This is a genomic window from Methylobacterium sp. WL120 (assembly GCF_008039465.1).
Classification (GTDB): Bacteria; Pseudomonadota; Alphaproteobacteria; order Rhizobiales; family Beijerinckiaceae; genus Methylobacterium; species Methylobacterium cerastii.
Genome location: NZ_VRUT01000071.1, coordinates 1 through 24,130, shown reverse-complemented (window position 1 = coordinate 24,130; position 24,130 = coordinate 1). Strand labels below are relative to the sequence as shown.

Annotated in this window: 32 protein-coding genes, 1 tRNA gene and 2 pseudogenes; 14 read left to right on the top strand and 21 right to left on the bottom strand. The window is 67.0% G+C overall.

The features are described from left to right. From FV229_RS14650 to FV229_RS14615, 7 genes and pseudogenes are all read right to left on the bottom strand, one after another. Positions 1 to 660, bottom strand: a pseudogene (locus FV229_RS14650) (hypothetical protein); the annotation flags it as partial. A 4-nt stretch (positions 661 to 664) separates the two neighbouring features. Then, positions 665 to 2,038: an MBOAT family O-acyltransferase gene (locus FV229_RS14645; RefSeq protein WP_147752685.1), complete on the bottom strand. Its 1,374-nt coding sequence runs from the start codon at positions 2,036 to 2,038 to the stop codon at positions 665 to 667. A 104-nt stretch (positions 2,039 to 2,142) separates the two neighbouring features. Then, positions 2,143 to 2,379 carry a hypothetical protein gene (locus FV229_RS14640; RefSeq protein ID WP_147752683.1) on the bottom strand — a complete coding sequence of 79 codons (237 nt, stop codon included), beginning with the start codon at positions 2,377 to 2,379 and terminating at the stop codon, positions 2,143 to 2,145. A gap of 102 nt (positions 2,380 to 2,481) precedes the next feature. Next, complete coding sequence (panB, locus tag FV229_RS14635; protein ID WP_147752682.1) at positions 2,482 to 3,306, bottom strand: 3-methyl-2-oxobutanoate hydroxymethyltransferase; 825 nt, start codon at positions 3,304 to 3,306, stop codon at positions 2,482 to 2,484. 459 nt (positions 3,307 to 3,765) lie between these two features. Beyond that, on the bottom strand, positions 3,766 to 4,371 hold the full coding sequence (locus FV229_RS14625) for a rhodanese-like domain-containing protein (protein ID WP_147752680.1): 606 nt from the start codon (positions 4,369 to 4,371) through the stop codon (positions 3,766 to 3,768). Then, a complete protein-coding gene (locus FV229_RS14620; RefSeq protein ID WP_147752679.1) occupies positions 4,371 to 5,204 on the bottom strand; it encodes a quinoprotein dehydrogenase-associated SoxYZ-like carrier in 834 nt (277 codons plus the stop codon). The genes FV229_RS14625 and FV229_RS14620 overlap by 1 nt, the downstream gene beginning before the upstream one ends. A 41-nt stretch (positions 5,205 to 5,245) precedes the next feature. Beyond that, complete coding sequence (locus FV229_RS14615) at positions 5,246 to 6,178, bottom strand: quinoprotein relay system zinc metallohydrolase 2 (RefSeq protein WP_147752678.1); 933 nt, start codon at positions 6,176 to 6,178, stop codon at positions 5,246 to 5,248. Between the two features lie 173 nt (positions 6,179 to 6,351). On the opposite strand from FV229_RS14615, the gene FV229_RS14610 reads away from it, so the two are divergent. Next, the gene (locus FV229_RS14610; protein WP_147752677.1) at positions 6,352 to 6,912 is read left to right on the top strand and encodes a TetR/AcrR family transcriptional regulator; all 561 of its coding nucleotides are present in this window, start codon (positions 6,352 to 6,354) and stop codon (positions 6,910 to 6,912) included. Positions 6,913 to 7,068: 156 nt separating this feature from the next. Continuing rightward, positions 7,069 to 8,145: a methyl-accepting chemotaxis protein gene (locus FV229_RS28455; RefSeq protein WP_147752676.1), complete on the top strand. Its 1,077-nt coding sequence runs from the start codon at positions 7,069 to 7,071 to the stop codon at positions 8,143 to 8,145. Here the strand turns inward: FV229_RS28455 and queC are convergent, their stop codons facing one another. Genes queC through cobT form a run of 3 tightly spaced genes read right to left on the bottom strand, consistent with a single transcriptional unit; the run spans position 8,146 to position 10,238 of the window. After that, positions 8,146 to 8,850, bottom strand: a complete 705-nt coding sequence (gene queC / locus FV229_RS14600; protein WP_246688202.1) for a 7-cyano-7-deazaguanine synthase QueC — start codon at positions 8,848 to 8,850, stop codon at positions 8,146 to 8,148. Beyond that, positions 8,843 to 9,199 carry a 6-carboxytetrahydropterin synthase QueD gene (queD, locus tag FV229_RS14595; protein ID WP_147752674.1) on the bottom strand — a complete coding sequence of 119 codons (357 nt, stop codon included), beginning with the start codon at positions 9,197 to 9,199 and terminating at the stop codon, positions 8,843 to 8,845. The genes queC and queD overlap by 8 nt, the downstream gene beginning before the upstream one ends. Positions 9,200 to 9,203: 4 nt before the next feature. Next, positions 9,204 to 10,238, bottom strand: coding sequence for a nicotinate-nucleotide--dimethylbenzimidazole phosphoribosyltransferase (cobT, locus tag FV229_RS14590; RefSeq protein WP_147752673.1), 1,035 nt, complete (start codon positions 10,236 to 10,238; stop codon positions 9,204 to 9,206). Positions 10,239 to 10,369: 131 nt separating this feature from the next. Here cobT and cobS point away from each other — a divergent pair, with 131 nt between their 5' ends. Genes cobS through FV229_RS14575 form a run of 3 tightly spaced genes read left to right on the top strand, consistent with a single transcriptional unit; the run spans position 10,370 to position 12,137 of the window. Then, positions 10,370 to 11,191, top strand: coding sequence for an adenosylcobinamide-GDP ribazoletransferase (gene cobS, locus FV229_RS14585; RefSeq protein WP_147752684.1), 822 nt, complete (start codon positions 10,370 to 10,372; stop codon positions 11,189 to 11,191). A gap of 50 nt (positions 11,192 to 11,241) precedes the next feature. Further along, positions 11,242 to 11,451, top strand: a complete 210-nt coding sequence (locus FV229_RS14580) for a DUF1289 domain-containing protein (RefSeq protein ID WP_246688201.1) — start codon at positions 11,242 to 11,244, stop codon at positions 11,449 to 11,451. Beyond that, complete coding sequence (locus FV229_RS14575) at positions 11,448 to 12,137, top strand: TIGR02281 family clan AA aspartic protease (protein ID WP_147752671.1); 690 nt, start codon at positions 11,448 to 11,450, stop codon at positions 12,135 to 12,137. The genes FV229_RS14580 and FV229_RS14575 overlap by 4 nt, the downstream gene beginning before the upstream one ends. Before the next feature lie 18 nt (positions 12,138 to 12,155). Here FV229_RS14575 and dusA read toward each other — a convergent pair whose 3' ends face one another. Further along, positions 12,156 to 13,175, bottom strand: coding sequence for a tRNA dihydrouridine(20/20a) synthase DusA (gene dusA, locus FV229_RS14570; protein WP_147752670.1), 1,020 nt, complete (start codon positions 13,173 to 13,175; stop codon positions 12,156 to 12,158). Between the two features lie 326 nt (positions 13,176 to 13,501). On the opposite strand from dusA, the gene FV229_RS14565 reads away from it, so the two are divergent. Further along, a tRNA-Arg gene (locus tag FV229_RS14565) sits at positions 13,502 to 13,578 on the top strand. A gap of 24 nt (positions 13,579 to 13,602) precedes the next feature. Here FV229_RS14565 and FV229_RS14560 read toward each other — a convergent pair. From FV229_RS14560 to FV229_RS14540, 5 genes are all read right to left on the bottom strand, one after another. Next, positions 13,603 to 14,742, bottom strand: coding sequence for a tyrosine-type recombinase/integrase (locus FV229_RS14560; protein ID WP_246688200.1), 1,140 nt, complete (start codon positions 14,740 to 14,742; stop codon positions 13,603 to 13,605). Further along, positions 14,729 to 14,917, bottom strand: a complete 189-nt coding sequence (locus FV229_RS14555; protein ID WP_147752668.1) for a hypothetical protein — start codon at positions 14,915 to 14,917, stop codon at positions 14,729 to 14,731. Before FV229_RS14555 ends, FV229_RS14560 begins: the two co-directional genes overlap by 14 nt. Positions 14,918 to 14,921: 4 nt before the next feature. Beyond that, the gene (locus tag FV229_RS14550) at positions 14,922 to 15,485 is read right to left on the bottom strand and encodes a MerR family transcriptional regulator (protein WP_147752667.1); all 564 of its coding nucleotides are present in this window, start codon (positions 15,483 to 15,485) and stop codon (positions 14,922 to 14,924) included. A gap of 364 nt (positions 15,486 to 15,849) precedes the next feature. Then, positions 15,850 to 16,170, bottom strand: coding sequence for a hypothetical protein (locus FV229_RS14545; RefSeq protein WP_147752666.1), 321 nt, complete (start codon positions 16,168 to 16,170; stop codon positions 15,850 to 15,852). After that, positions 16,167 to 16,505, bottom strand: coding sequence for a hypothetical protein (locus FV229_RS14540; RefSeq protein WP_147752665.1), 339 nt, complete (start codon positions 16,503 to 16,505; stop codon positions 16,167 to 16,169). The genes FV229_RS14545 and FV229_RS14540 overlap by 4 nt, the downstream gene beginning before the upstream one ends. Positions 16,506 to 16,794: 289 nt before the next feature. Here FV229_RS14540 and FV229_RS14535 point away from each other — a divergent pair, with 289 nt between their 5' ends. The 6 genes from FV229_RS14535 (at position 16,795) to FV229_RS14505 (ending at position 20,434) form a co-directional block, all read left to right on the top strand. Next, entirely contained in the window at positions 16,795 to 16,950 is a 156-nt protein-coding gene (locus FV229_RS14535) for a hypothetical protein (RefSeq protein WP_187275157.1), read from the top strand. After that, on the top strand, positions 16,950 to 17,210 hold the full coding sequence (locus FV229_RS14530) for a hypothetical protein (protein ID WP_147752663.1): 261 nt from the start codon (positions 16,950 to 16,952) through the stop codon (positions 17,208 to 17,210). The genes FV229_RS14535 and FV229_RS14530 overlap by 1 nt, the downstream gene beginning before the upstream one ends. Before the next feature lie 17 nt (positions 17,211 to 17,227). Next, positions 17,228 to 18,388 carry a hypothetical protein gene (locus tag FV229_RS14525; protein ID WP_147752662.1) on the top strand — a complete coding sequence of 387 codons (1,161 nt, stop codon included), beginning with the start codon at positions 17,228 to 17,230 and terminating at the stop codon, positions 18,386 to 18,388. After that, positions 18,385 to 18,723, top strand: a complete 339-nt coding sequence (locus FV229_RS14520) for an STAS-like domain-containing protein (RefSeq protein WP_147752661.1) — start codon at positions 18,385 to 18,387, stop codon at positions 18,721 to 18,723. The genes FV229_RS14525 and FV229_RS14520 overlap by 4 nt, the downstream gene beginning before the upstream one ends. A 16-nt stretch (positions 18,724 to 18,739) precedes the next feature. After that, positions 18,740 to 19,228 carry a hypothetical protein gene (locus FV229_RS14515; RefSeq protein WP_147752660.1) on the top strand — a complete coding sequence of 163 codons (489 nt, stop codon included), beginning with the start codon at positions 18,740 to 18,742 and terminating at the stop codon, positions 19,226 to 19,228. A 978-nt stretch (positions 19,229 to 20,206) separates the two neighbouring features. Beyond that, positions 20,207 to 20,434 carry a hypothetical protein gene (locus tag FV229_RS14505; RefSeq protein WP_147752659.1) on the top strand — a complete coding sequence of 76 codons (228 nt, stop codon included), beginning with the start codon at positions 20,207 to 20,209 and terminating at the stop codon, positions 20,432 to 20,434. A gap of 83 nt (positions 20,435 to 20,517) precedes the next feature. Here FV229_RS14505 and FV229_RS14500 read toward each other — a convergent pair whose 3' ends face one another. From FV229_RS14500 to FV229_RS27445, 5 genes are all read right to left on the bottom strand, one after another. Next, positions 20,518 to 20,697, bottom strand: coding sequence for a hypothetical protein (locus tag FV229_RS14500; RefSeq protein ID WP_147752658.1), 180 nt, complete (start codon positions 20,695 to 20,697; stop codon positions 20,518 to 20,520). A 269-nt stretch (positions 20,698 to 20,966) separates the two neighbouring features. Continuing rightward, positions 20,967 to 22,004 carry a hypothetical protein gene (locus FV229_RS14495; RefSeq protein ID WP_147752657.1) on the bottom strand — a complete coding sequence of 346 codons (1,038 nt, stop codon included), beginning with the start codon at positions 22,002 to 22,004 and terminating at the stop codon, positions 20,967 to 20,969. 25 nt (positions 22,005 to 22,029) lie between these two features. Next, positions 22,030 to 22,578 (bottom strand): hypothetical protein, encoded by a 549-nt coding sequence (locus FV229_RS14490; RefSeq protein WP_147752656.1) that lies wholly within the window; start codon positions 22,576 to 22,578, stop codon positions 22,030 to 22,032. Positions 22,579 to 22,717: 139 nt separating this feature from the next. Then, positions 22,718 to 22,924 carry a hypothetical protein gene (locus tag FV229_RS14485; protein WP_147752655.1) on the bottom strand — a complete coding sequence of 69 codons (207 nt, stop codon included), beginning with the start codon at positions 22,922 to 22,924 and terminating at the stop codon, positions 22,718 to 22,720. Between the two features lie 90 nt (positions 22,925 to 23,014). Further along, positions 23,015 to 23,506 carry a hypothetical protein gene (locus FV229_RS27445; protein ID WP_187275156.1) on the bottom strand — a complete coding sequence of 164 codons (492 nt, stop codon included), beginning with the start codon at positions 23,504 to 23,506 and terminating at the stop codon, positions 23,015 to 23,017. A 29-nt stretch (positions 23,507 to 23,535) separates the two neighbouring features. On the opposite strand from FV229_RS27445, the gene FV229_RS14475 reads away from it, so the two are divergent. Together FV229_RS14475 and FV229_RS14470 are read left to right on the top strand one after the other, a co-directional pair. Then, entirely contained in the window at positions 23,536 to 23,751 is a 216-nt protein-coding gene (locus FV229_RS14475) for a hypothetical protein (protein ID WP_147752654.1), read from the top strand. A gap of 239 nt (positions 23,752 to 23,990) precedes the next feature. After that, positions 23,991 to 24,130: pseudogene (locus FV229_RS14470) on the top strand (IS3 family transposase); the annotation flags it as partial.

The window sequence follows — 24,130 nt, the reverse complement described above, 5'->3', positions numbered from 1 at the left end:
CGTGTCCGGCGTCGCCGCCCCCGCGCCGGGCGCCGGGCGCGCGTCGCCGGCGAAGCCGAGCTTGAGGTAATCCGGCTCGTAGTTCCACCAGCCGTCGGCGGGGGCGACGGGACGCGCCCGGCGTAGCAGCCATCCGATCCGGCCGACGACCTCCTGCGCCACGTTGAAGCGCAGCAGGCCGAGCGCGTAGGCGACGGGGTCGCGCTCCAGCAGCCAGAACGGGAACGGCTTGCCCGGCGGCAGCGCCGGGTCGTCGGTGCACCAGAAGTCGTCGGCCGCCATCACCAGGGCTGCCGGCGTGGGATGGTGGCGCAGGTACCAGTCGAGGATCAGCAGCTGCTCGCCCGGTCCGGTCGCGGGCACGGAGAGCTGCACGAACGGGATGCCGGTGGCGGCCGCAAGGCGAGCGGGCTCGACGAGCTGGATGTGCGAGTTGCCGAGGATTGCGCCGGAAAACGCCGGGTCGCGCCCGCGGACGGCCAGAGCCGTGCGCGGCCCCTGCGGCCGGACGGCGCCGACGGAGAACAGCCGCGACCGCCCGCTGTCGTAGGGGTCGATCGCGACGGCGAGCGCGAGGTAGCCGGACAGGATCGCCGCCGCCGCGATCACGGCGGTGCGGGCGAAGGCGGACCAGGCCGTGGCAGGCGACGGGCTGCGCATCGAATCAGAACTGGAAGTAGATGAAGTCGTAGTTGCCGTCGTCGCCCATCTTCAGCAGCACGACGACGAAGAGCAGCGCGAAGGCGGCGGCGATCAGCCGGCTCGGCGGCAGGCGGTGGACCGCCGCCCAGGCGCTCGGCCCGACCGTCGCCACGGCGGCCGCCACCGCGATCGTCCGCCACTTGAAGCCGGTGCCGGCGGGGCCGAGGCCGAACAGGCCCTTGAACACGATCAGCGCCGCCTCGAAGCTGGTGGCGCGGAACAGCACCCAGGTCAGCGCGACGAACAGGAACGTCAGCGCCCAACCGATCAGGCTTGGCAGCCGCAGGCTCGCCCGGCGGAACAGGATGCCCGCGCCGAGGCCGGCCCCGTGCAGCGCCCCCCAGGCGACGAAGGTCAGCCCGGCCCCGTGCCAGAGGCCGCCCAGCGTCATCGTGGCGAACAGGGCGCCGACCTGGATCGCGAGGCCGCGGCGGTTACCGCCGAGGGGGATGTAGAGGTAGTCGCGCAGGAACCGCGACAGGGTCATGTGCCAGCGCCGCCAGAACTCGCGCAGCGACGCCGACCGGTACGGCACGTCGAAGTTCTGCGGCAGCACTAGCCCGAACAGCAGCGCGATGCCGAGCGCCATGTCGGTGTAGCCGGAGAAGTCGAAGTAGATCTGGAAGGTGAACCCCAGGGTCGCCTGCCAAGCCTCCGCCATCGTCACCGCCTTGCCGGCGGCGGCGGCCTGGAACACCGGGTTGACGTAGCCGGCGAGCGGATCGCCGAAGAACACCTTCTTCGACAGGCCGACGACGAGCAGCATCAGGCCGCGCCCGATCCGCTCCGCCGCGTCCGGGCGCGCGTAGGGGCGCTCGTCGAACTGGTGCATGATCTCGCTCCAGCGCACGAGCGGGCCGGCGAGAACCTGCGGGAAGAAGGCGATGTAGAGCGCGTACTTGGTCAGCCCGAAGGCGGGCGCGCGGCCGGCCCGCAGGTCGGTCAGGTACATGATGTGGTGGAAGGTGAAGAACGAGATCCCCAGCGGCAGCACCCAGCCGAGCCGCGGCGCCTCGACGCCTGGAACCAGGCTGGCGAGGTCGGCGAAGAAGTCGAGGTACTTGAACAGCGCCAGCACGGCGAGGTTGGCGGCGATCGCCGCCGGGATCAGCCAGCGGGCCGGCGCCCGGACGAAGGCGCGGGCGACGAGCCAGTTCGCCAGGATCGAGCCGAGCAGCAGCGGCACGAACCGCACGTCCCACCAGCCGTAGAACACGAACGACAGCAGCACGAGCAGCGGCAGCCGCCAGCCCGGCCGACGACGCTCGACGAGGGCGTGCAGCGCGAGCGCCGCAGGGAGGAAGACGAGGAGGAAGACGAAGGAGTTGAACAGCATCGGCCAGGGCGGCGCGGCGGGGGACACCGCGACGGGCGGTCGTGCCGTCGGGCGGCCGCCTTGTCGGGGATCGGCCGGATCGCGTCAATCGATGCGGCGGCGCCTCAAGCCCCCGGACGGGTCGCGAGGTCGAGGGTGGTGGCCGTTCCGACCAGCACGGCGCGGATGCGGCTGTCGAGGCTGTCGGTGAGTTGGTCGACCCGCAGGTGCACCGTGCTCCCGGAATTCGAGCCCGTGACCCACAGGTCGTAGTTGAGCCCCTCGCGCCGGAGATGGCTGAGCAGCCGCTCCGATCCGATGCGAACGGCCTCGTTGTTCAGGGTGATGCAGCGCGCGTCCATGCCGTCTCCGATTGATCCGGAGAGTAACGCACGAACAGGGCCTATCGATCGCTCGGTAGGCGCTACCGAGGATTAAAGTCATCGACAGGGTGAACGACGCCCTCAGCGCGCAGCATAGGTGTGGTCTGCGGCGGGAAAGCGTCCGGAGCGGACTTCGTCGGCGTAGGTGCGCACCGCCTCCTCGATGTGGGCGCGCAGCGAGCCGAAGCTCTTCACGAACTTCGGCGCCTTGTCGCTCAAACCGAGCATGTCCTCGAGCACCAGGATCTGGCCGTCGCAGGCCGCGGACGCGCCGATGCCGATCGTCGGGGCGGTCACCGTCGGCGACTGCGCGATGGCGTTGGCCACGGGCTCGACGATGCCCTCCAGCACGATCGCGAACGCGCCGGCCTCGCTGATCGCGCGGGCATCCTCCATCAGGATGCGCTCGCCGTCCGGCCCACGGCCCTGCACGCGAAAGCCGCCCATGGTGTTCACCGATTGCGGCGTCAGGCCGATATGGCCCATCACGGGGATGCCGCGCTGGGTCAGGAACGCGACGGTGTCGGCGAATCGTTCGCCGCCCTCCATCTTGATCGCGCCGGCGCCGGTCTCCTTCAGCACACGCGCGGCGTTCAGGAAGGCCTGCTCGCGCGATGCCTCGTATGACCCGAACGGCATGTCGACGACCACGAGGGCCTGGGAGGTGCCGCGGATCACCGCTTGAGCCTGGAGGATCATCATCTCCAGGGTGACCGGCAGGGTCGATTCCATGCCGTGCATCACCATGCCGAGCGAGTCGCCGACCAGGATGAAGTCGCAATACGGATCGAGGATGCTGGCGGTGTGGGCATGGTAGGCGGTGAGCGCGATGATCTTGCGCCCTTCGGCCTTCCGCTTGGCGAGATCCACCGCCATCACGCGCCGCGATTGCACGACCTGCGACATGGCCTCGAACTCCGTTTGTCTTGGCGCGGCCGTCGGGAACGGACCGGAACGCGATGCAGGTCGGGAACGCCTGCACGTCCCTCATATAGGCTGCCGCGCGACAGGAATCCCGCTCGCGGTGCTCTTCGACCGGCTCACGCGTTCACACATCGCGGCGGATGAAGCGGGGGGGTCCCCTCTCCCCGCCCGCGGGGAGAGGCCCGGCTGCACCTCGTCGTGCAGCCGGGAAGCGAGAGGCGAAGCCGAAGCGGCGGTGAGGGGGAGGTGCCGGATGGGGCTCTTCCGTCGACTCCCCCCCTCACCTTTGGCTGCTGCCTCGCTTTGTCGACGACACGGTCGACGAAGCCCTCTCGCCGCATGCGGGGAGAGGGGATGCGCGCCTGCCGAGCCGACCGATACGGGGATGCGTCAGAACGATCGGGCTCCATCGAATCGGCGCCGCGTCGTGATCCCCGCGGTTCAGCGGGCGGACGACCGCTCCCCTGCCGCAGGGTCGGCCGCCCATTCCGCATCCTGCCGGATCACAGCGGTGTCGTGCTTGTCCTGCCAGCCCTCGATGCCGTCGGGGAACCAGTGCACGGCGGTGTAGCCCTGCTGGACCAGGCGCTTGCCGGCGTTCCAGCTGCCCCAGCAATCGGGATGGCAGAAGGTGACGATGGGCTTCCCCTTGTCGCCGCCGGTCAGCGCCGCGACCCGCTTCAGGAACAACGCCTCGCGTTCGGCCGCGAGCGGTGCCGCGCCCGCATTCGGCATCCAGACGGCACCGGGCACGGAGCGGTGGGCCGGCAGCCAGGGCCGGTCGGCCGGGAAGTTCGCCGGCTTGCGGTCGGCGAGCGCGACGTCGATCAGCACCGGCGCCTTCGCCATGAGCGCGTCGAGTCCGGCGATGTCGACCACGACGGCACCGCTCAAGGTCTTGGGGGTGTAGCCCTGCTGGACGCCCTCGTGCAGGCCCGCCGGCTCCGGCACGTTCACCGGCGAGTCTGCAGGCGCGGCCGCGAGGAATCCCGCGGCCAGAAACACCGTGGCGAGGCGGATCAGGCGATGGTCCCGGCCCGCGCGCATCAGTTGCTCGGGCTCGGCGCGTTGAAGCTGTGCTCCCAGCTGCCGCCCTGGCTGTCGGAGGCCGCGACCTTGATCGGCTTGCCCGGCTCCGGCACCAGACCGAAGTTGATCACCGGGTTCGAGGCGATCGAGATGTCCCCGTCCATGGTGAAGACCACCTTGTCGCCGGCGGTGACGACGAGCTTGTTGATGTAGCGTGCCGGCGTGTAGTCGCGGGTCACCTGGTTCATCTGCATGCCCGAGAAGTTCGGGTGGCGGATCATCAGCGTCGCCTCGATCGGCTTGCCGGCCTGCGCCTCGCCCGAGAACTTCATCCGCATGTCGCCCATGCCCTTCATCGCCTCCTCGTCGCTCATGCCCATCGGGGCCGAGCAGCCCCCGGAGGCCTTCACGAACTTCACCGCCTCGTAGAGGCCGCCGTCCGTCGTCTCGGCGACGGCGTGGACGTTGGTGTAGTTGTTGACGCGCACCCGGAGCTTCAACTCGCTCGGGTCGCCGGCCGGGCCGAAGGTGAAGTGCGCGGCATAGGGCGACGGGTTGTCGTCGATAACGAAGTGCACCGCCTTGATCTTGTCCTTCTCGGGCATGGTGAGGGTGATCGGCACCAGCGCCGCATCCATCGCGCGGTTCGGCGCGTCGATCTGGATCAGCGTGTCGGTCGGCTGGATCTTGCGGTCGCCGAACACCGACTTGGCGATCTCCTGCCAGCGCGCCGTGCGCTCGGCGTCGGTGTCCGAGGCGCCGGCCGCCAGGGCCGGCCCACGGACGGCGGGGCCGGCGAGGATGGCGACCGACAGGCCGAGGCTCAGGATCAAAGAAAGGGCGGGCTTCATGGCGTTCCTCCGGTCGGATGAGAGATAAATCGGCTCGAGCCTCATTCCCACTCGAGCTCCTTGTAGGCCTCGGTGACGTTGCGGCCGTTGTAGCTGTCGAACAGGTCCCACCGTCCGCGCTCGGATTGCGCGACGGTCCGGACCGCCTTCTCGATCGACACGTCGGCGGCGATGGCCTTGCGGGTCTCGTCGCGCAGCGTGGTCAGGTAGCGGGACAGCGCGTCGAGGCCGGGCGCCAGATCGACGGAGACCGGGCCGTGGCCGGGGACGGCGCGGGTCGCGCCCGAGGCCCGCAGGCCCTCGACCTCCTTCAGCCAGCCGTTGAGGTTGCCGTCGAGCGACGGGATGCGCCCGACCGAGAGAAGGTCGCCGGTGAACAGCAGGCCGCTGGCGCTGTCGACCATCGAGAGGTCGCACGAGGTGTGCGCGGTCGCATGCGCGGTGAAGCGCAGTTTGCGGTCGCCGAGGTCGACCTCGGCGCCGTCCTTCACCTCCTGCGTCGGGTAGACGACGCTGCCGGCCTTGTCGGCGCCGAGGATGTCGACCAGGCGCTGGCGATAGTAGTCGCCCCGCGCGTCCAGGGCTTCGCGCAGGCGCGCATGGCCGATGACGTTGGGCTTGTCGGCCATGAAGGCGGCGGCGCCGAAGCAATGGTCGGGGTGGACGTGCGTGATGACCACGTGCCGGATCGGCTTCGACGTGCGCTTCACGATCTCGGCGCGAAGCCATTGCCCGTCGGCGAGGCTGCCGCCGGATTCGGTGACGAGCACGCCGTCCCGGCCGACGACGAAACCGATGTTGGCGATGGCGTCGTCGTTCTCGGGCGTCGCGTCGGCGTTCGGCCCGCGCCGCATGAAGATGCCGGGGCCGACCTCCTCCATGGCGAAGGAGTCGGCGGAGAACCCCGGCTTCGGCAGGCAGCACAGGCAGAACCCGCCGAACAGGGCGGCGCGGCGCGACAGAACGGCCTTCATCGGGCGCACCCTTCGCGGCTCGCATCGGCGTGGCGCTGGACCGTTCCCGGCATGCCGGTCTCCCTGAATTATTCTTCCAACCATCTAGTAGGTAGATTTCTCCGTCGTCAAGTGGCAAGACGGCGGGAGGCGCCGGCCGGCGGCGCGCTTTCGACACGGCGTTCGACCCCACGATGCGAGACACCCGCACCGAGTTGCTGATCCAGGCCGAGACGCTGGTGCGCGGGCGCGGCTGGTCCGGCTTCAGCTACGCCGACCTCGCCGAGGCGGTCGGCATCCGCAAGGCCAGCATCCACCACCACTTCCGCACCAAGGACGACCTCGGCGCGGCTTTGGTGGCGGCCTACGGCGAGCGCTACGACGCGGCGCTGGCCGAGATCCTGAGCGCGCACCCGGCCGGGATCGACCGGATCGCGGCCTACGGGCGGCTCTACCTCGGCGGCGTCGAGCAGGGCCTCGGCTGCCTGTGCGCGGCGCTGGCCACCGAGGGGGACGCGCTGCCCGAACGCCTGCGCGCCGACGTCGTCGCGTTCTTCGCCCGCCACGTGTCCTGGCTGGAGCAGGTGTTTCGCGACGGCGCGGCGGACGGAAGCATCCGCCCCGACCTCGATCCCGCGACTCACGCCCGGCTGGTGGTGGCGACGCTCGAAGGGGCTCTTCTGCTGGAACGCCTGCTCGGCGGGCCGGACGCTTTTGCCGGAACGCTGACGGCGCTCACCGAGCGCCTGCGCTGACGCGAATGCCGATCGCGCGCTCGACGAAGTCGGCGCGGAGCCGGCCATACCGTGCCCGTCGCCGGCCATGACGGCCGAGACGCCCCGCAGATTCAAGTCTTCTTTACCATGCAAGGATAGGCATAAAATCACGTCGCCCGATGTGAGCCGAACCCGATGTCCGTTGCCGCCTCGAAGATCGTCGGCCCACAGCGAACCGAGCCCGCCGCGTCGGCTCCGACGCTCGCGACGATTTCGGCGCTGACCGCAGGCGTCGGCCGGGTCGCGCACGAGAAGATCGGCCGCATCCACCAGATCACCGCGCAGGCCAAGATCCTGGCGCTGAACGCGCTGATCGAGGCCGCCCACGCCGGGGAGCACGGCAGGGGGTTCTCCGTGGTGGCGCAGGAGGTCCGCGGGATCGGCGCCGAGATCGAGGCCCTCGCCCGCGAATTGGAGACGCAGCTTTCGGGGCATATCGACGAGCTCGGCCGCACCGTCGGGGCGATGGCCGTGCAGGCGCGAGGCGAGCGCATGGTCGACCTCGCGCTGAACGCGATCGAGCTGATCGACCGCAACCTCTACGAACGCACCTGCGACGTGCGCTGGTGGGCGACGGACGCCGCCGTGGTCGCCTGCGTCGCCGAGCCCGACCCGGCCGCGGCGGCGCATGCCGGGCAGCGCCTCGGCGTGATCCTCTCGGCCTACACGGTCTACCTCGACCTTTGGGTGTGCGACCGGCACGGCCGCATCCTCGCCGTCGGGAGGCCGGACCGCTATCCCGACGCCCGCAGCGCCAGCGTCGCGAACGAGCCGTGGTTCCGCAAGGCCCTCGCCCTGCCCGACGGCGACGCCTACCTCGCCGGCAACGTGCGCCGCGAGCCGCGCCTCGGCGGCGCGCAAGTGGCGACCTACTGCGCGAGCATCCGCGACGGCGGCCGGGCCGACGGCGCCCCAATCGGCGTGCTGGCGATCCATTTCGACTGGGAGCCGCAGGCGCGCGCGATCGTGGCCGGCATCCGGGTCTCGCCGCAGGATCGCGCCCGCACGCGGGTGCTGCTGGTGGACGCGGACCGCCGGGTGCTCGCCGCCTCCGACGAGCGCGGCGTCCTCACCGAGACCCTGGCGTTCGATCCGAAGGGCGGCGCCAGCGGCGTCGCGCACGGCGCGTTCGTCACGGCCTTCCACCGCACCCCCGGCTACGAGACCTACGAAGGCCTCGGCTGGTACGGCGTCATCGTCCAGTCCGTGTGATCAGGGCGCGTCGGCCACGAACCGCGCATAGCCCGAGGCCCGCAGCGCGCAGGCCGGGCAGGTGCCGCAGCCATAGCCCCAGGCGTGGCGCGCTCCGCGCTCGCCGAGGTAGCAGGTGTGGCTGTCCTCGACGATGAGGTCGACCAGCGCCCGCCCGCCCAGGCGCTCGGCCAGGCGCCAGGTCTCGGCCTTGTCGAGCCACATCAACGGGGTGTGCAGCACGAAGCGCCGCTCCATGCCGAGGTTCAGCGCCACCTGCAGCGCCTTGATCGTGTCGTCGCGGCAATCCGGGTAGCCGGAATAGTCGGTCTCGCACATGCCGCCGACGACGTGGCGCAGGCCCCGGCGGTAGGCGAGCGCGGCGGCGAAGGTGAGGAAGACGAGGTTGCGGCCGGGCACGAAGGTGTTCGGCAACCCGCCGGCCTCGAACCCGATCGCCGTCTCGCGGGTCAGCGCCGTCTCCGAGACCTGGCCCAGGGCGTCCAGCGCCAGGGTGTGGTCTTCGCCGAGCCGTTCGGCCCAGTCCGGGCGGATGCGCACGAGGCCGTCGCGCAGCGTCGCGCGCCCGTCGAGCTCGATCCGGTGGCGCTGGCCGTAATCGAAGCCCAGCGTCTCGACGTGGGCGTAGCGGTCGAGCGCCCAGGCGAGGCAGGTCGCGGAATCCTGCCCGCCCGAGAACAGCACCAGCGCGCGGTCGTCAATCACCCGCATACTCCGCCCAGGACATCGGCGTCTCGAACACCTTCACCGCGGAGAGCCCCGGCAGGCCCTCCTTCGTGCGCTGCCAGATCCACGCCGCGATGTTCTCGGCGGTCGGGTTCTCGAGCCCCGCGACCTCGTTGAGGCAATAATGGTCGAGCTGGAGCAGCACCGGCGCGAAGATCGCCTCCATGTCGAAGAAGTCCACCACCCAGCCGGTGCGCGAATCGACCGGGCCGGAGACCGTCAGCTCGACGCGATAGGAATGCCCGTGCATCCGGTGGCAGCGATGGGTCTCGGGCACGTTCGGCAGGCGGTGGGCCGCCTCGAAGGTGAAGGCCTGGGTGATCTTCATGGCCCTACTCCCCCGAACCCGAATGGCCCTTGTCCGACACGCCGGCCTGCTCGAACGTCGCCATGTCGCGATGACAGGCGAGCGCGCCCTTGAGCAGGCCGATCGCCATGCCGGCGCCCGAGCCTTCGCCCAAACGCATGCCCAGCGCCAGCAGCGGCACCAGCCCGAGCCGGTCCAGCACCTCGGCGTGGGCGCCTTCGGCCGAAACGTGGCCGGCGAGGCAATGGTCGAGCGCGCGCGGGTCGAGCGCGTGCAGCACCGCGGCGGCGGCGGTGGCGACGTAGCCGTCGAGCACCACCGGCACGCGCTGCAGCCGCGCGGCGAGGATCGCGCCGGCCATCGCCGCGACCTCGCGGCCGCCGAGCCGCCGCAGGATCTCGAGCGGATCGTCGAGATGCCCGGCATGGTGGGCGAGCGCCGCCTCCACCGCGGCCACCTTCCGCACGACGCCGGCATCGTCCAGACCGGTGCCGCGCCCGACCCAATGCGCGGGCTCGCCACCGAACAGGGCGGCGTAGAGCGCGGCCGCGATCGTGGTGTTGCCGATGCCCATCTCGCCGATGCCGACGCAATCGGTGCCGGCGGCGACCGCCTCCATGCCGAAGGCCATGGTCGCGACGGTGGCCTTCTCGTCGAGGGCGGGGGCCTCGGTGATGTCGCCGGTGGGCAGGTCGATGGCGAGGTCGAACACCTTGAAGCCGAGGCCGTAGGCGGCGCAGATCTGGTTGATCGCCCCGCCGCCCGCGGCGAAGTTCTCGAGCATCTGGCGGTTCACCGCATCGGGAAAGGCCGAGACGCCGCGCTTCGTCACGCCGTGGCTGCCGGCGAAGACGCAGACCAGCGGCCGGTCCAGCGTCGGCATCGCCTTGCCCTGCCAGGCGCCGAGCCAGGCGACGAGCTGCTCCATCCGCCCCAGCGCCCCGGCGGGCTTCGTGAGGCGCGCCTCGCGCGCGGCGATCGTGCCGGTGGCCTCCCGGTCGGGGCCGGGCATCGTCTCGATCAGGCGGCGGATATCCGCGAACGGGCTCGGGTCGGTCATCGGGTCCGAAGGATTGTTGTGGGCGGGCCGTCCGCGGGTGGGCGGGCGCGCCGGTCCCGCGAGCTATAGTGGGACCGGGCGCGCGGGTGAAGGCTGCGCGCGTCAAGGCCATTGCGAGCGAAGGCGGCGTGATGCTGGGCGAACCGTTCCGCGGCGAGGCCGACTGGCCCGGCCGTGACCTCCTGCACGATCTGGCGGCGTGCCTGCGCTTCTACTCGCGCCTGCCGCTGCCGCCCTTCCCGGGCGAGCCCGATCCGCATGCGGTCCCCGACTTCCGGACGATCCCGCGGATGCTGCCGCTGGCCGGGCTGATCCTGGCGCTGCCGCCGGCTTTGGTGCTGCTCGCCGGCTGGTGGATCGACCTCGGACCCTTCGTCGCGGCGACGCTCGCCGTCGCGGTCGCGGTGATGCTCACCGGCGCCCTGCACGAGGACGGCCTGGCCGACGTCGCCGACGGGTTCGGCGGCGGCGCGACGCCGGAGCGCAGCCTGGAGATCATGAAGGACAGCCGCATCGGCGCCTATGGCGGCGTCGCGTTGATGCTGTCGTTGGCGCTGCGGATCGGCGCCCTCGCCACGCTGCTCGACCGGACCGGCACCGCCGCCGCCACCGGGCTCGCGCTGGCCGCGATCCTCTCGCGGGTCGCAGCCCTCGCGCCGATGGTGCTGCTGTCGCCCGCCCGGCCCTCGGGTCTGTCGGCCGCGGTCGGCCGCCCGACTCGCACGACGGCGGGCACCGCCGTCGCGCTCGGCCTCGCCCTGGCACTGCTCGCCGTCCCGCTCGGCCTGCCCTTGGCCGGCATCCTCGCGATGGTGGTGTTGGCGCCGCTCGCGTCGCTCGCCCTCACCTGGGTCGCCCAGCGCAAGATCGGCGGACAGACCGGCGACGTGATCGGCGCCTGCCAACAGCTCGCGGAGATCGCCGCGCTGCTGGCGCTGCTCGCCACGGTCTGAGCTTGATCGCCGGCCCTCGAAACGGGCATGGACGCGGGATGAACGCGCCTGTGACAACGCCATCCGCCAAAGCTTCGAGCCCGTGCACCAAGGTCTGCGTCTTCGATGGGCCGAGCGGCCTCTGCATCGGGTGCGGCCGGACGCGCGACGAGATCGGCCTGTGGGGCTCCCTGTCCGAGCCGCGCCGCCGCGCGATCATGGCCGGGCTGCCGACGCGTCTCGTGGAAGCCGGGCTCGCGCCCACGCAGGCGCCCGCATGACGATCCTCGCGCTGATCGCGATCGGCCTCGTGGTCGCCGTGCTCGTGGCCACCGACGGCGGCGGGATCGCGGGGGCGATCGAGCCCGATCAGCTCGCCGGCCTCGCCTGGGGCGCCGGCATCCTCGCGCTAGTGGTCGCCGGGTTCTGGCGCCAGTTCGCCGCCGCGCCGGGAAAGAACCTGCAGGCGCTGCTGCTCTGGTGCGGCCTCGGGCTCGTCTGCGTCGTCGGCTACGTCTACCGCGAGCCGCTCCAGGAGATCCAAGCCGGCGTCATGGGCGCCCTGCGCCCGGGCACGCCGGCGATCGGCCCCGGCGGCACCGTGACGATCACCCGCCGGTCGGACGGCGTCTTCGGCGTCGACGCGCGGGTCAACGGGCAGAGCCAGAGCTTCGCCTTCGACACCGGCGCCAGCGCGGTGGTGCTGACCGCGGAGAGCGCCGACGCCCTCGGCATCCGCCCGGAACCCGGCGCCTTCACCACCCGCGTCTCCACGGCGAACGGCGTCGCCTACGCCGCACCGGCGACCCTCGAGTCCCTCGCCGTCGGCCCGATCACGGAACGGCGCGTGCCAGCGCTCGTCGCCAGGCCGGGCGCCCTCGACGGCAACCTCCTCGGCCAGAGCTTCCTGACGCGGCTCGCCGGCTACGAGGTCCGCGGCGACCGGCTGATCCTGCGCGGGCGCTGACGCCGCCGCGGAGGCCGATCAGGCGGCGTCCCGCTCCGGCATCTCGCGCGAGACCATCGCCACCGCGGCACGCAGGGTCGCGAGGTCGGCCGTCGCCTCGACGCCGGCGGTGGAGAGATGGCGCCGGTACGCCCGCGCGCCGGGCCGCCCGTTGAACAGGCCGAGCATGTGCCGGGTGATGGCGTGGAGCCGTTCGCCGCCGGCGAGCGCCGACGCGACATAGGGAGCGTAGGCCTCGACCGCCTCGAACGCGTCCGCGACCGGCGCCGGCGTGCCGAAAAGCTCGGGATCGACGGCGATCAGCCCGGCGGGCTCGCCGTAGGCCGCGCGCCCGACCATGGCCCCGTCGAGGGCCGAAAGGTGCGCCTTCACCTCCGCCACGGTGGCGATGCCGCCGTTCACCGCGATGGGCAGGGCGGGACGCGCCCGCTTGAGCCGCACCACCCGGTCGTAGTCGAGCGGTGGCACGTCGCGGTTCTCCTTGGGCGACAGGCCCTTGAGCCAGGCCTTGCGCGCATGGACGATCAAGCCGTCGACGCCGGCCGCGACCAGCGCGTCGGCGAGCGCGTCCAGCGCGGCTTCCGGGTCCTGCTCGTCCACGCCGATCCGGCACTTGACCGTCACCGGCACGCGCACCGCCGCCTTCAACGCCGCGACGCAATCACCGACATGTTCGGGCTCCAGCATCAGGCAGGCGCCGAAGCGGCCGTTCTGCACTCGGTCCGACGGGCAGCCGACGTTGAGGTTGATCTCGTCGTAGCCATAGCCTTCGGCGATCCGCGCCGCCTCGGCGAGGTCGCCCGGCTCGGCGCCGCCGAGCTGCACCGCCACGGGGTGTTCCACCTGGGAGAAGCCGAGCAGGCGCTCCCGCGGCCCGTGGATGACCGCGCCGGTGGTGACCATCTCGGTATAAAGCCGCGCCCGCGCCGACAGCACGCGATGGAACGCCCGGCAATGGCGATCGGTCCAGTCCATCATCGGCGCGACGCTGAAGCGCCAGCCCGCGAGGGTGCCCTCGATCTCGGTCGCCGCAATCATTCGACCCTCATCCGCTTCGCACAAACCCGGCCGCGACCAAGTGGCAAGAGCCGGGTCGCTCAGGCCCGATCCATAGGGCGCGCCGGATACCACGCGCACGCCCTCGCCAAAAGGCGAGACCCCGAGGCCCGGTCGGCGCGCGAGCCTTCGGACGCGATACCCGATCCCCTCCCGGAACGCGTCGCCCCTTCCTCGCTGTGCGCCGCACCAAGTCGATCGCACCGCGGGAGACGATCGCCCCGCTTACCCACTTGCCAAGCGCGGAACGAGCCTCTAGACACCCCCTCGCGACCGGAACAGGCCTTCACCGCCACCCGGTCCGCAGGGCGCCCGTAGCTCAGCTGGATAGAGCACCAGACTACGAATCTGGGGGTCAGAGGTTCGAATCCTTTCGGGCGCGCCATTATTTACCATTGATTGCATGGACTTATCCCTTCCGTGCTTTGGTGGGCGAAACGGTAGTTTGCAGTTGGTTTGCGAATTCTGTTCGCGGTGAGTTCTCCCAATTGAAGATCGCCTGGTCCGCAAGCGCTCGCGTTCGTGCGAGGTAGCGGTCGAGGATCACGGACACCGATTTGAGCGAGTGTCCGGTGATGGTCGCAATCTGCTGAGGGTTGCAGCCGGCCTCCGAGAGGAGTGTCACGGCCGTCCCGCGCAGGTCGTGAAAGTGGAGCGAGACCGGCTCCGACAGGCTGGGCAGCATCACCTTGTCGAGGCCGACGCGCTTCGAGACCGCCTCCCACATTTCGGCGAAGTACCGCTTCTTGAACGACTGACCCGTCTTGGTCGTCAGGATGAGCGGCGACGTGCGTTCCATCCCATCCAGCACGCGCCGCAGGGCCATCGTGCAGGGGATCGTGAGCAGCGGGCCCGGCTTGCCGTGGCGTAGGCTCTTGCCCTGCCGGAGTGTGATCGCGGTGCCGTCGTATGCGGACCATGGCATGAGCAGGATGTCGGCCTGCCGTTGGCCGGTGTGGAGCGCGATGATGAGCGCGCGCTGCATCTCGATCGGCGCCGCGCCCATGAAGGCGCTGATGTGCTCGGGCAGCCATACGATCTCGGATCGATCCGAGTGGTAGAGCCGCTTGAAGCCCTTGATGTGATTCGCCGGTAACCGCCCGCGCTCGACCGCCCAGGTCAGCATGGCCGAGATGGCCGAGAGCCGGTTGTCAGCCTCCCGGTCGCCCGACACCTTCGCGACGGTTTCGCGCCAGTCGAGGAAGTCCCGGCGGACGCGCTGATCCTCCAGGGCGCCAATCGGCATACCGCCGAACTCGGGCTCGGCCTTCGTCAGCATGCGCTTGTACTCGCGCTGGGTTGCTGCCCCGAGCTTGCCCGTGAACTCGGTCGAGGTGGTGTAGGCGCGGATTAGGGCGTTGAAGGTCTCTCCGCTGCGCCGCGCGCGCATCGTCTCCTCGGCGCGCGCGTAGGACGAGATGAACTCGGGCGAACCGGGCTCGCCGGTGAGCGGGAGGCCAGTGGCCCGATGGTAGCGGTAGACGGCACGTGACCCGTCCGCGAGCAGCTTGCGGATGGTGTTGATGCCCTTGAGCTTAACGCGGGTCACGGCTGGCCCTCCAAGCATCGAGTTTCGACGCCGGCTCCTGCCGCACGTCCTCGCTGGAGTAGACCGAAATTTTGCCGCCCTCGATCTCGACGCGTCCGACTTTCAGTCCAGCCGCCTGCCAGCCCTTCAGAACGCGGACGATCTCAGCTTGTGTTGCCTTGGGCTGGCGGGGCACGGCCTCAGGCTCCCTTGTTCCAGCGGCGGGCGCGCAACGCGGCGATCTCAGCCTCGAACGCATCAATCCCCGCCTCCACGTCGCCGGGGTACGGCGCGGGGACGAGCTTGCCCTCGTCACGGATCTTCGCCCGGACGCGGGGCCAAAGGTCGTCGAAGATGGGCCAGCAGCGGAGGAGGGTCGCAACAACGACATGCGGGCCGTCAGCCCGAACGAACTCGCCGGCGCTGTCACGCCCGAAGAACAGGGTTCCGGGGTAGGTGTGCAGCGGCTCCTGATCGTCCCCCCACCCGTCGTTCCGCATGGCGCTCAGCAGACCGCGACCGGTACGCATGGCGAAGGCAGCCTGCTCCGGCGTGAAGTGCGATGCGATCAGCACCTTTACGGCGCAGAGGCGCAGCAGGTCGGCGAGCTTGAAGTCGACGTGGTAGCCCTTGCCCTTCGGCCGCTCCGGGAAGAGGTCGTACCGGGTGAGATAATTGCCGATCTGGCCGCCGGTCATGCCGACGAGGACGGCGGCGTCGCTCCGGCTGAAGGCCCAGCTCTCGATCCGTACGGGTTCCATCATGCATCTCCTAAAAACTCACAGCGATGCTACGGCGTGGCACGAGCCATGTAAAGCATCGTAGTGATTTTTCAGTTTGGCGACGCTTTCGTGCGGCCCGGCCGAGCGAGCGACCCGGCCGGGTGAGTCTGCGGTCTGTCCCAGGGGTTTGCATCTGCGGCGTGCAAACATGTCGACGGCGTGAGATGCGAACTCGTTCAGCGAGGCGCCGCCATATCGGCGAGGGCCTGAGCGTGCCGCATCCGGTTCGCAGATTGGCGCCAAAGCCAGTCCTCAAACCGTCCTGCGCGCATGGCGAGGCGGGATAGCACCAGGGCTGCGACAGCAGCCTGTAGGGAGCTGCGGACAACGAGAAGGCGCGGGCTCATCAGGTGCCCCTCGTAATCTGGAGGCGGGCTACCTTGCGGACGGCAGCTTTGAGCCGAGGGTGCTCGTCCAGCTTCGCCGTCAGCCGGTTCCGAGTGGCAAACTGCTCCTTGGTTCCGGTGATCGGCAGCGAGTACCAGACGTCACCCGAGGGCGAGACCACGAACGAGATCCCAGCCTTCCGGCAATCGTCGATGAAGCCTTCGGCGGCTCCCGTGAGATCTGGTCCGTTTGGACGAGCCGGCGTGACGCCGAAGATCGTGCCGGTGAGCGCGGCGCCGATACCGCGGACTACAGATCGGCGTGAGGACGGGGCGCTCATGCAAACACCGGGTCGCCAAACGCGCCATGGCCGTGCTGCTCAAGAGAGCCGTCGAGGTCGGCGCAGCCGTTGTCACCATCCTCGTCGTCCGTGGACCGGCCGAAAATGACGATGGTGCCTTCTGGTCCGAACCCTGGTGTGCCGTAGTCGGCCTCGAGGTCCTGATCGCCATCCAAGGCGTCTAATAAGGCGAGGTCGAACTCGATGCGGTCCGCGACGCGCTGACGAAGCGCGCTCAGGCGCTGCCGGTCAGCCTCCGAGAAGTGGCGATCCAAGCCCCGGCGAATCGCCTCGATGGCGTCGTGGGCGGCCTGGTCGGGATCGGCCGTCCGCATGGCGCGGAGAGCCAGCGTGACGGGGCCAGACTGCCTGCCGGCCCCGCGGGGTAATAAGGCCGACGGAGCGCCAGCCTGGGGTAATAAGGGCGTGCGTGTGCTATGGGCGTGGATAGCCATTCCGCTCTCCTCAACAGAGTGGTGGGGTTAGAGCCGTGGCAAGGGTTCCAGCCTTGTCGCGGCTCGTTATTCACGCTAGCGTCAATTCATGGGCTCGTCAATTAGCGCTAGCGCAAAAAAACGCGGTCGTCCTGCCACGACAGGAACGGGCCATACGATCGGAGTACGGATGCTCCCCGAGCAGCTTCGTCCGCTCGACGCCTGGATTGCCGATCAGCCCGACCCCAAGCCAACTCGAACAGTGGCCATTCGGAAAGCCGTCGATGATTGGCTGACAGCCCAGGGCTACGTGCAGCACCGCGAAGACCCCGAAGGCGCAAACTGATGGCCGGCATTCCGGCCCGCGCGATCGAGGCCTCCCCGCTTAGCCGAAGCGTCACCCGCGATGGGATCACGGTGGATGTTCGCATCTACCGGTTCGCTGGAATCAATGACGCTTGGACTTTGGAAGTCATCGACAGCATGAGCGGCCAGACTGTCTGGGATAAGGCTTACGCGGATGACCAAGTCGCCTTCGACACATTCGAGGATGCGTTGGACGAGCACGGCATGCGGTCGTTCGTTGAGCAGCCGGTTCAGCACTGACTAAGTATGTGAGGCCTATGAGAAAGCTGAGGCCCTACCATAAAGTCTGGTTAAAGCGTCACGCTCGACGTCTTAATCAGCGCCGTGTTTCATGGAAAGAATGGAAACGCGATCAGCGCAATGGTATTGGACGTCGCCGGGCAACTATCTACAAAGATGGCCAACAAAAACAAATATGGGCCGAGCGGGCAATACCGGCCCCAGAAGTTTTTTCCCTAGACAGCAATTACACAGAGACTTTACTATATATAACGCAAATACGCGATCGGCTTTTCTCCAATAATCTCTTGATTAATAGAAATAAGCGTCGCGGTCATTTGAAAGAATATGCAGATTTTGGAACGATCAAAGATATATCGCCAACGGCTGCTTTAGTTCTTGCGGCTGAATTTGATAGATATCGTCATCTGACAGGTCTAAAATTTTGTACAGTTGATGAACACCGCTGGGATTATTTCGTATTATCTGTTTTAAGATCGCTTGGTTTCCATGAACTACTTGAGATGAAACCATTATCGTCCGAGCAATTTGATCTCGGCTCAACTCGAGTTCTGCAGTTTCTCTCGGGAGAACAAGCGATAGGTGAAAGCGTAGGCCGGCTGCAGGACGCATTAGCTGAATTGCTACCTGACGATGCTGCTCAGCGCCTGCTCTATGCCGAACCTTATGGGGGTATATTTGAAGCGATTTTGAATTCTTGGAGTTGGGCGTACCCAGAGGGTCACTCTTGGCTGCATCCGTCGGTCCACCGATGGTGGATGACGGGGTATGTCGATACCAGCGAAAACTTTGTTACTATCGCAGTTTATGACCAGGGCGTAACTATACCATTTAGTCTTCCTTTTGGAAAATACGCCGAGCGTCATGAGCGCTTGCTGAGTAAAGTACTATCTTATTTAAAATTCACCGGAACGATAAGTGACATGCGGTTGGATGGTCTGGCCATACGCACGGCAATGAAGATCGCGAAGACATCCACCGGCCTTTTACAGCACGGCAAAGGCTTGCATTCGATGCAGGAAGTAGCGGAAAGAGCGGAATACGGGCGCCTTAGGATTCTCAGTAGGCATGGGGAGTACATCTGGGAGACCGGTACTCGCCCTACTTCCCAGTACAATGAGCTGCCTTTCCATGGTACTCTGATCGAATGGCAGCTTGGCTTAGGAAAAGAGCGATGACACGTACACTGAGTATTGAAGCGGAATTCACCAGATACCCTGGGCCAAGGTATCGAAAAGACGGCCCATACAGCGGCGAGGAATTTCGCGAAGTTTTGTTGGAGCCTAGGCTCAAGCAAGCAATATATTCGCACGAAAAATTGGAAGTGATACTTGATAAAGTATCAGGATATGGATCTTCATTTTTGGAGGAAGCATTTGGCGGTCTTGTTAGATGTGGATTTACAAAAAAACAAATTACTGAGAACCTAGAAATCGTAGCAGACACCCCAAGATTTACTCATCATAAGTTGCGCGCCTTGAGCTACATAGACGATGCCCTCAAACGTAAATGATCGGAGAGCAATTTTAATGCAACAGCAATTTAGTTGGTATGTATTATTCTCTGGTTTATTTGGGGCGGTATTTGGTGGAATAATCGCAGCGACTATTGGATTTTGGAAATTTCACAGAGACGAATTCTCTGCTCGATGTGATGAGTTATGCAAGACCCTTGTTGAAGCAGGCGGAGTATCAGCCGAATACTGGTCTCAAACTTTTGAGGATAATCAACAATATAGAGCAAGGATTTTAGAGGCTAAATTACTGGGAATGCAGTCACTTATTGATGGCCTATCAGCGCAGGTTTCCGAAAAGTTTTGGGCTAAAGACAATGTAATATTTTCAAACCTACTTTCTGAGATGAGCGACGGGTTGACTGGCGGACAATTCTCCGAGGCCGGGCGGCAAGAGGATTTGGTTAGAATTCGAAAAGCATCACAGGTCGCGGGAGAATTGACTGCAGCGATACGCGTGGGCCACCGTCATACAATGCCGTTCCAGGGATTTATGAAGGTATAATCATACCATCTACTGTGGCACCCCATCGCCGCATCCGAACCCGGTCAAGTAGGGCGCGCCCGGGCTCATGAGGGAGCCAGCTCGACACCGGTGGCTCGGCGACTATCCTGCCGGGATGCGCTTCGCCTTACTAATCCCTGTCCTGGTCACGCTGGCTACATCAGCCGCAGCCGATGCGATTGTGCAGTTCCCCCAAGGCACCCTCTACGAGGCTGCACGGGCTAGCCTCATGGCACTTGATTGGCAGGCGGCAGAGCCATCTCGGGAGCCTGGGGGCGGTTGCAGTGTCGGCCGAGAAGCGGTCTGTGCACGGTATCCCGAAACGCTTGCCTGCTCTAACGAAATTTTAGGCCGATGCTCTTTCCTTTGGCGAAAGGGCGATCATCTTATTCAAGTCGAAACGCTGGGTTTAGATGCGGCTGAATTAGTTGTTGATCGGACAGTATGCATCGCGAATTGCTGACGGCGGTAGGCGCATGGCAGGCACCGGATTGTTCGTGCTAATGGCCAAGTTGCATGCTGACCCGGCGCGGCTCCTACCTGGGAAGCGATGGAACTATAAGAACCTCGGCGCGCCCTGACCCAGCGCACCTTTTTCGTTGGCGTGAAACTAGACCGATCCTCTCTTCGTAGAAGCTGTAAATGGCATGCGCGAAGGGTCCAGATTGGCAAACCCCCATTATATCGTCCGACGCAGCCGCTCTGGGAGGTTCAACTTCACCCTGATTACCAACGACGGACGCCTCACAGGGTCTGTTTCCACCGAACCCAACGGCCGACCCAGCACTGAAATCAAACAGGAAGCTCGCGACAAAATTCGTGCGATTGCTCGAAGCTTTGCCACGGCCGCCGGTTTAGAAATTCAGACAAAAGACGACTTACCAGGCGATGCGAAAGTGGATTAGCGCCCCGCATCCATTGGTACATTTGCCTCATAAGGTCTAAAAGCCTGCCGCGGCTGATACCTGGCGGGCTGACATGGAGATCGAGATGACGCCGCAGGTATGGTTTGAGAAGTGGTGCCGTGATGAGCGCGCGTCCTTGTCGGCCATCTTAGTCCGGATGGAGAAGGGCGAAATGCGAACATACGCCACCGATCCAGGCGGCGAATTGCTTGATGTGTCTCAAGAAATGATGGCTACCAAGCGCGCGTCAATCGAAGAGCTCAACGGCATCATCGCCAAGATTGACGCCGAGAAGCTGTAGAAACGAAAAAGCCCCGCGTGGCGGATGCCGGCGAGGCTGAAGGTTGCCTCGAAGCTTTGACGTAGACGGCTCACGATGGGGCGTCACCCGATCAGGAAATGCACCAGGATCAGCGCCACCGCCGCACCACCAATCCCGAGGCCCATGAGGGTAACGCTGCTGAGCTGATCGACGCTGTCGACGTCATGCCCGATGCGGTGCTCGACGCTGTTCGCGCCCTCGCCTGGCCTGTCCGGACTGCCTGGGTAGATGCGCGGTGCCATATCGGTCTCCTTGATGATCCGGGGGCAACGCCGCGCTGAAGCCGATCGTTCTGATCGACAACCCGACGCTGACGTCACACCCAATCGCCGTCGCTCTCCTTCGTCCCCGGCATCGACACACCCATGTCGGCGGGCATTGGCTCCGCGTCGGCGCTTACGCGAGCACCCCATCCGCGTTCGCGACCTCGACCTGCAGGATGGCCCGCGGGTCGATGTCCGGCCGATGGCCGAGCGTGCCGCCCTGGTCCTCGACCATGCGGATCGAGGCCTTACTGCGCCGCCTCGCCGGCGATCGTGACCATCAGCACGGCCCGCGGGTCGGCGTCGGCACGACGGTCGAGCAGGAAGCCGGTGGCGACCGACATCCGCAGGAACGCCTCTTCGTCGCGCTCGACGGCAAGTATCTGCCGGGCGACTTCGGCGCGGGCGACGGCCTGGGCGACGGCCGTCATGGCGCGGGCGTCGTCGGCCAACGTGTCGATCTCGGCATCGAGGCTAGCGATGAGAAGGTCCGGCTGTGTCCAAGCCAGAAGCGCGAGACCATCGTTGACGACGCCGCCGAGGGCGACCGGCGCGAGGGTGCCGAACTCCAAAGATGGAACCGGCACGCCCGGCAGGTTGGCGAAATGCGGCTTGCCGCTCGCCGCCGAGAGCATGCCCCGTACGTCGGGTCGGCCACGGGAGGCCAAAGCCTCGACGTAGGCGCGCACCGCGGCCTTGGCGTCGGCCGAGGGCAGCGGCGCGGCCTCGATCCGGTCGGCCTCGGCGCGAAGCTCGGCGAGCCGGGAGCGGCACCGCTCGACCGCGCCCAAGGCAGTCTCGCCCTTGCCGGTCCGCGGCGATGACTGCTTCAAGGGCACAATCGGGGCGTCGGCGTGCGCCTCGTGCCACTCTGTGATCGAGCGCACGAGCCGGGCGGCTGCATTCCAGGCCGCGCTCTGCCGCTCGTACCGCGCGGACGTCTCCGCGATGCGAGCGGTCTGGGCGGCAACGGACTTCTTGGCCCGCTCGTACTCCTTGTCGCCCTCGACCTGGTCGGGATGGGCGCGCTCCATCTGGGCGATCGAGTTCTGCAGCAAGGCGCGGTCCTCGCGCTCGTGCTGCAGGCGGTCGAAGGTGGCATTCGCTGCCGCGTTCAGGTCCTGGGCGGTCGCTTCCATGTCCCGCAGCTGCGCGGCCGCATCCGGCGGCAGGCTGCCCGGCTGTGCCTGGTTAGGGACGCGGTAGTCGTGGGCGCCGTGGTTGAGCCCGTGGACGTCCTGGGCGATCGAACGGTGGCCCTCGCGGGGGCGGACGGTGGCGGTCATGGGTGACTCCTGTGCGGGCGGCCGATTACGGGGCGGCGCCGGGGAAGGTGGAGGGGTCGAAGGCGCCGAACGCGGTGGGCGCGTGCGGGCCGGCGTCGTCCTTGCCGAGGGCAAGGCCAAGCGCTTCCGTCACGTCACCCGTGAGGAAGGCGGCGTCCGTCTTGGCGGCGTCGTAGACCTTGAGGGCGAGGACTCGGCCGGCACCGGCCTCGATTGCCGCGCTGGCGGCTGCCGTCGGAACGCCGTAGGCGACCACGGCGGCGGCATACATGGCGCCGCGGGCGAAGGGGTCGCCGAGCTCGGCACGGTCGCGGTAGGCCGCGGGCGTCGGGAAAGTGCCAGTCTCGGTCCGGGTGTGGACCGTAGACCGCGTAGACGTAGACCGTAGACCGTCTACGGTCGCCTTTTGCCGGACCGGATCCACGTTGACGGCCAGCGCCGCGCGGACCGCTTCAAGGTCGAATTTTCCGTCTTCGCCCTTCGGGATCGATCCTTTCCGAGCCAATCGACCGAGGCCGGTAGCGTCCCTGTCGAGGCGGATCGCAAGCTGGCGTAGACTGAGGCGTTCGGACAAGGTGTAGACCTTAAATTTCAGGTTTGCAGGGAGGGAAAAGCTGCGCCTCTATTGCCCGCAGCGCACCTGTGACCGCCGGAGGACCCGCGTTGCCGGCAGCGGCGGGGCGGTCGCACGTGCTCCCCAGGCCCGCCATGCCTCAGGCGGCCTGCCGCTGGGCGAGCGCGCCGAGGTCCGGCAGCTCGACACCCTCAGCGGTCAGCTTCGCTCGCACTGCCTGGCGCAGGAACTCGCTGGTGGTGATGCGGTGCTGGCGAGCTGCCTGCACGATGGCGCCCGAGATGCCGTCCTCGGCCCTGAATCGGACGAACTCCGGATAGGTCATGGAGCGTTCGGCGATCTTCATGGCGATGTCCTCGGGTTCGGCTGGTGTGTGCAGACGATGCCCGAGGTGAGGCGTGCCGGGATACGTCACCATTTCCGCGACGTGCACCGATCAGCAGTCAATCAGATCGGCCAATCCTTCGGCTCCGAAGTACGTTGAGACCGAAACACCGCGGCGGTCTCCGGCGAGGTAGGACCGAAGCGCCCCGGCATCGTCGTTGAGGAACATCGCGAGGGCCACGCGGGAGACGAGCCATGGGCCACCAGCGACGCGTCGGCCGATGTCGTGATCCCGGCACCACATCCTGATCGTGCGCTCGGTTCTGGCCGCCCTCTGAGCCGCCTCCGCCGTGGTGATGCCTTCACGCCGGTCGAACGGGATTAGGCATGAGCTATTGGTTCGACAGGCCGGCGGGGCCTTTCGTCTATCGATAACGGTTCGGCAAGTTCCGGCATGTTGCTGCATCGATACGCACTCCAACAAGTCTTCGCGCGAAAGCATCAAACGCACCTCGGGATGCTTGCGCCATTCGGTAGAAAGCGACGGATTGGCCTGCAGATTCTGTAACTTTGCGCTGCGACACTGCTCGCTGGCACTGGCCAATTTCCCAAGGCCGGCAAAAAGGTATCTTCATGTCGAAGGGCACCACCGAGATCGGCTATGTGAACCGCAATGACCAGGAGGTCATTCGCCGAACCGATGAGCCCGGTACCGATCACATGCAGAAGGTCTACGTCCTGCGCTGCCGCCCCTGCGGAGCCGAGTACGGCGCGAACGGGTCTGATATTCACATCCGGCTGTGTCCGTCGTGCGCCGGTGGTCGGCCCGGCCTCGCCTACGCGGCTTGAGTAGCGGGCGGCTTGATCGTCGGAGGCTTCCGAATAAGCTTCTAGATCAACGGCTTGGACCACGACGCAATTTTGCACCCGGCCTCTGGTCGGAGCTCGGTGGGGTTTACGCCAAATCGGGTGGAAACCTACTTCGGCCTGAAGCTGGATGCCGAGTTTTACGAGTAAGTCGTGATGGTCAGCCCCCATTGAAGTGGTCCGCCCTTTGGTATGGCTTTTGAGCCTGGAGGACGGACGAGATGGCAAAACACCCGAAGCCCGAGGAGATCGTCGCGAAGCTCCGTCAGGCGGACGTGCTGATCTCACAGGGCCAGAGCGTGGCCGATGCAATCCGCGCGCTCGGTGTGAGTTCGGTGACGTACTACCGGTGGCGGCGTGA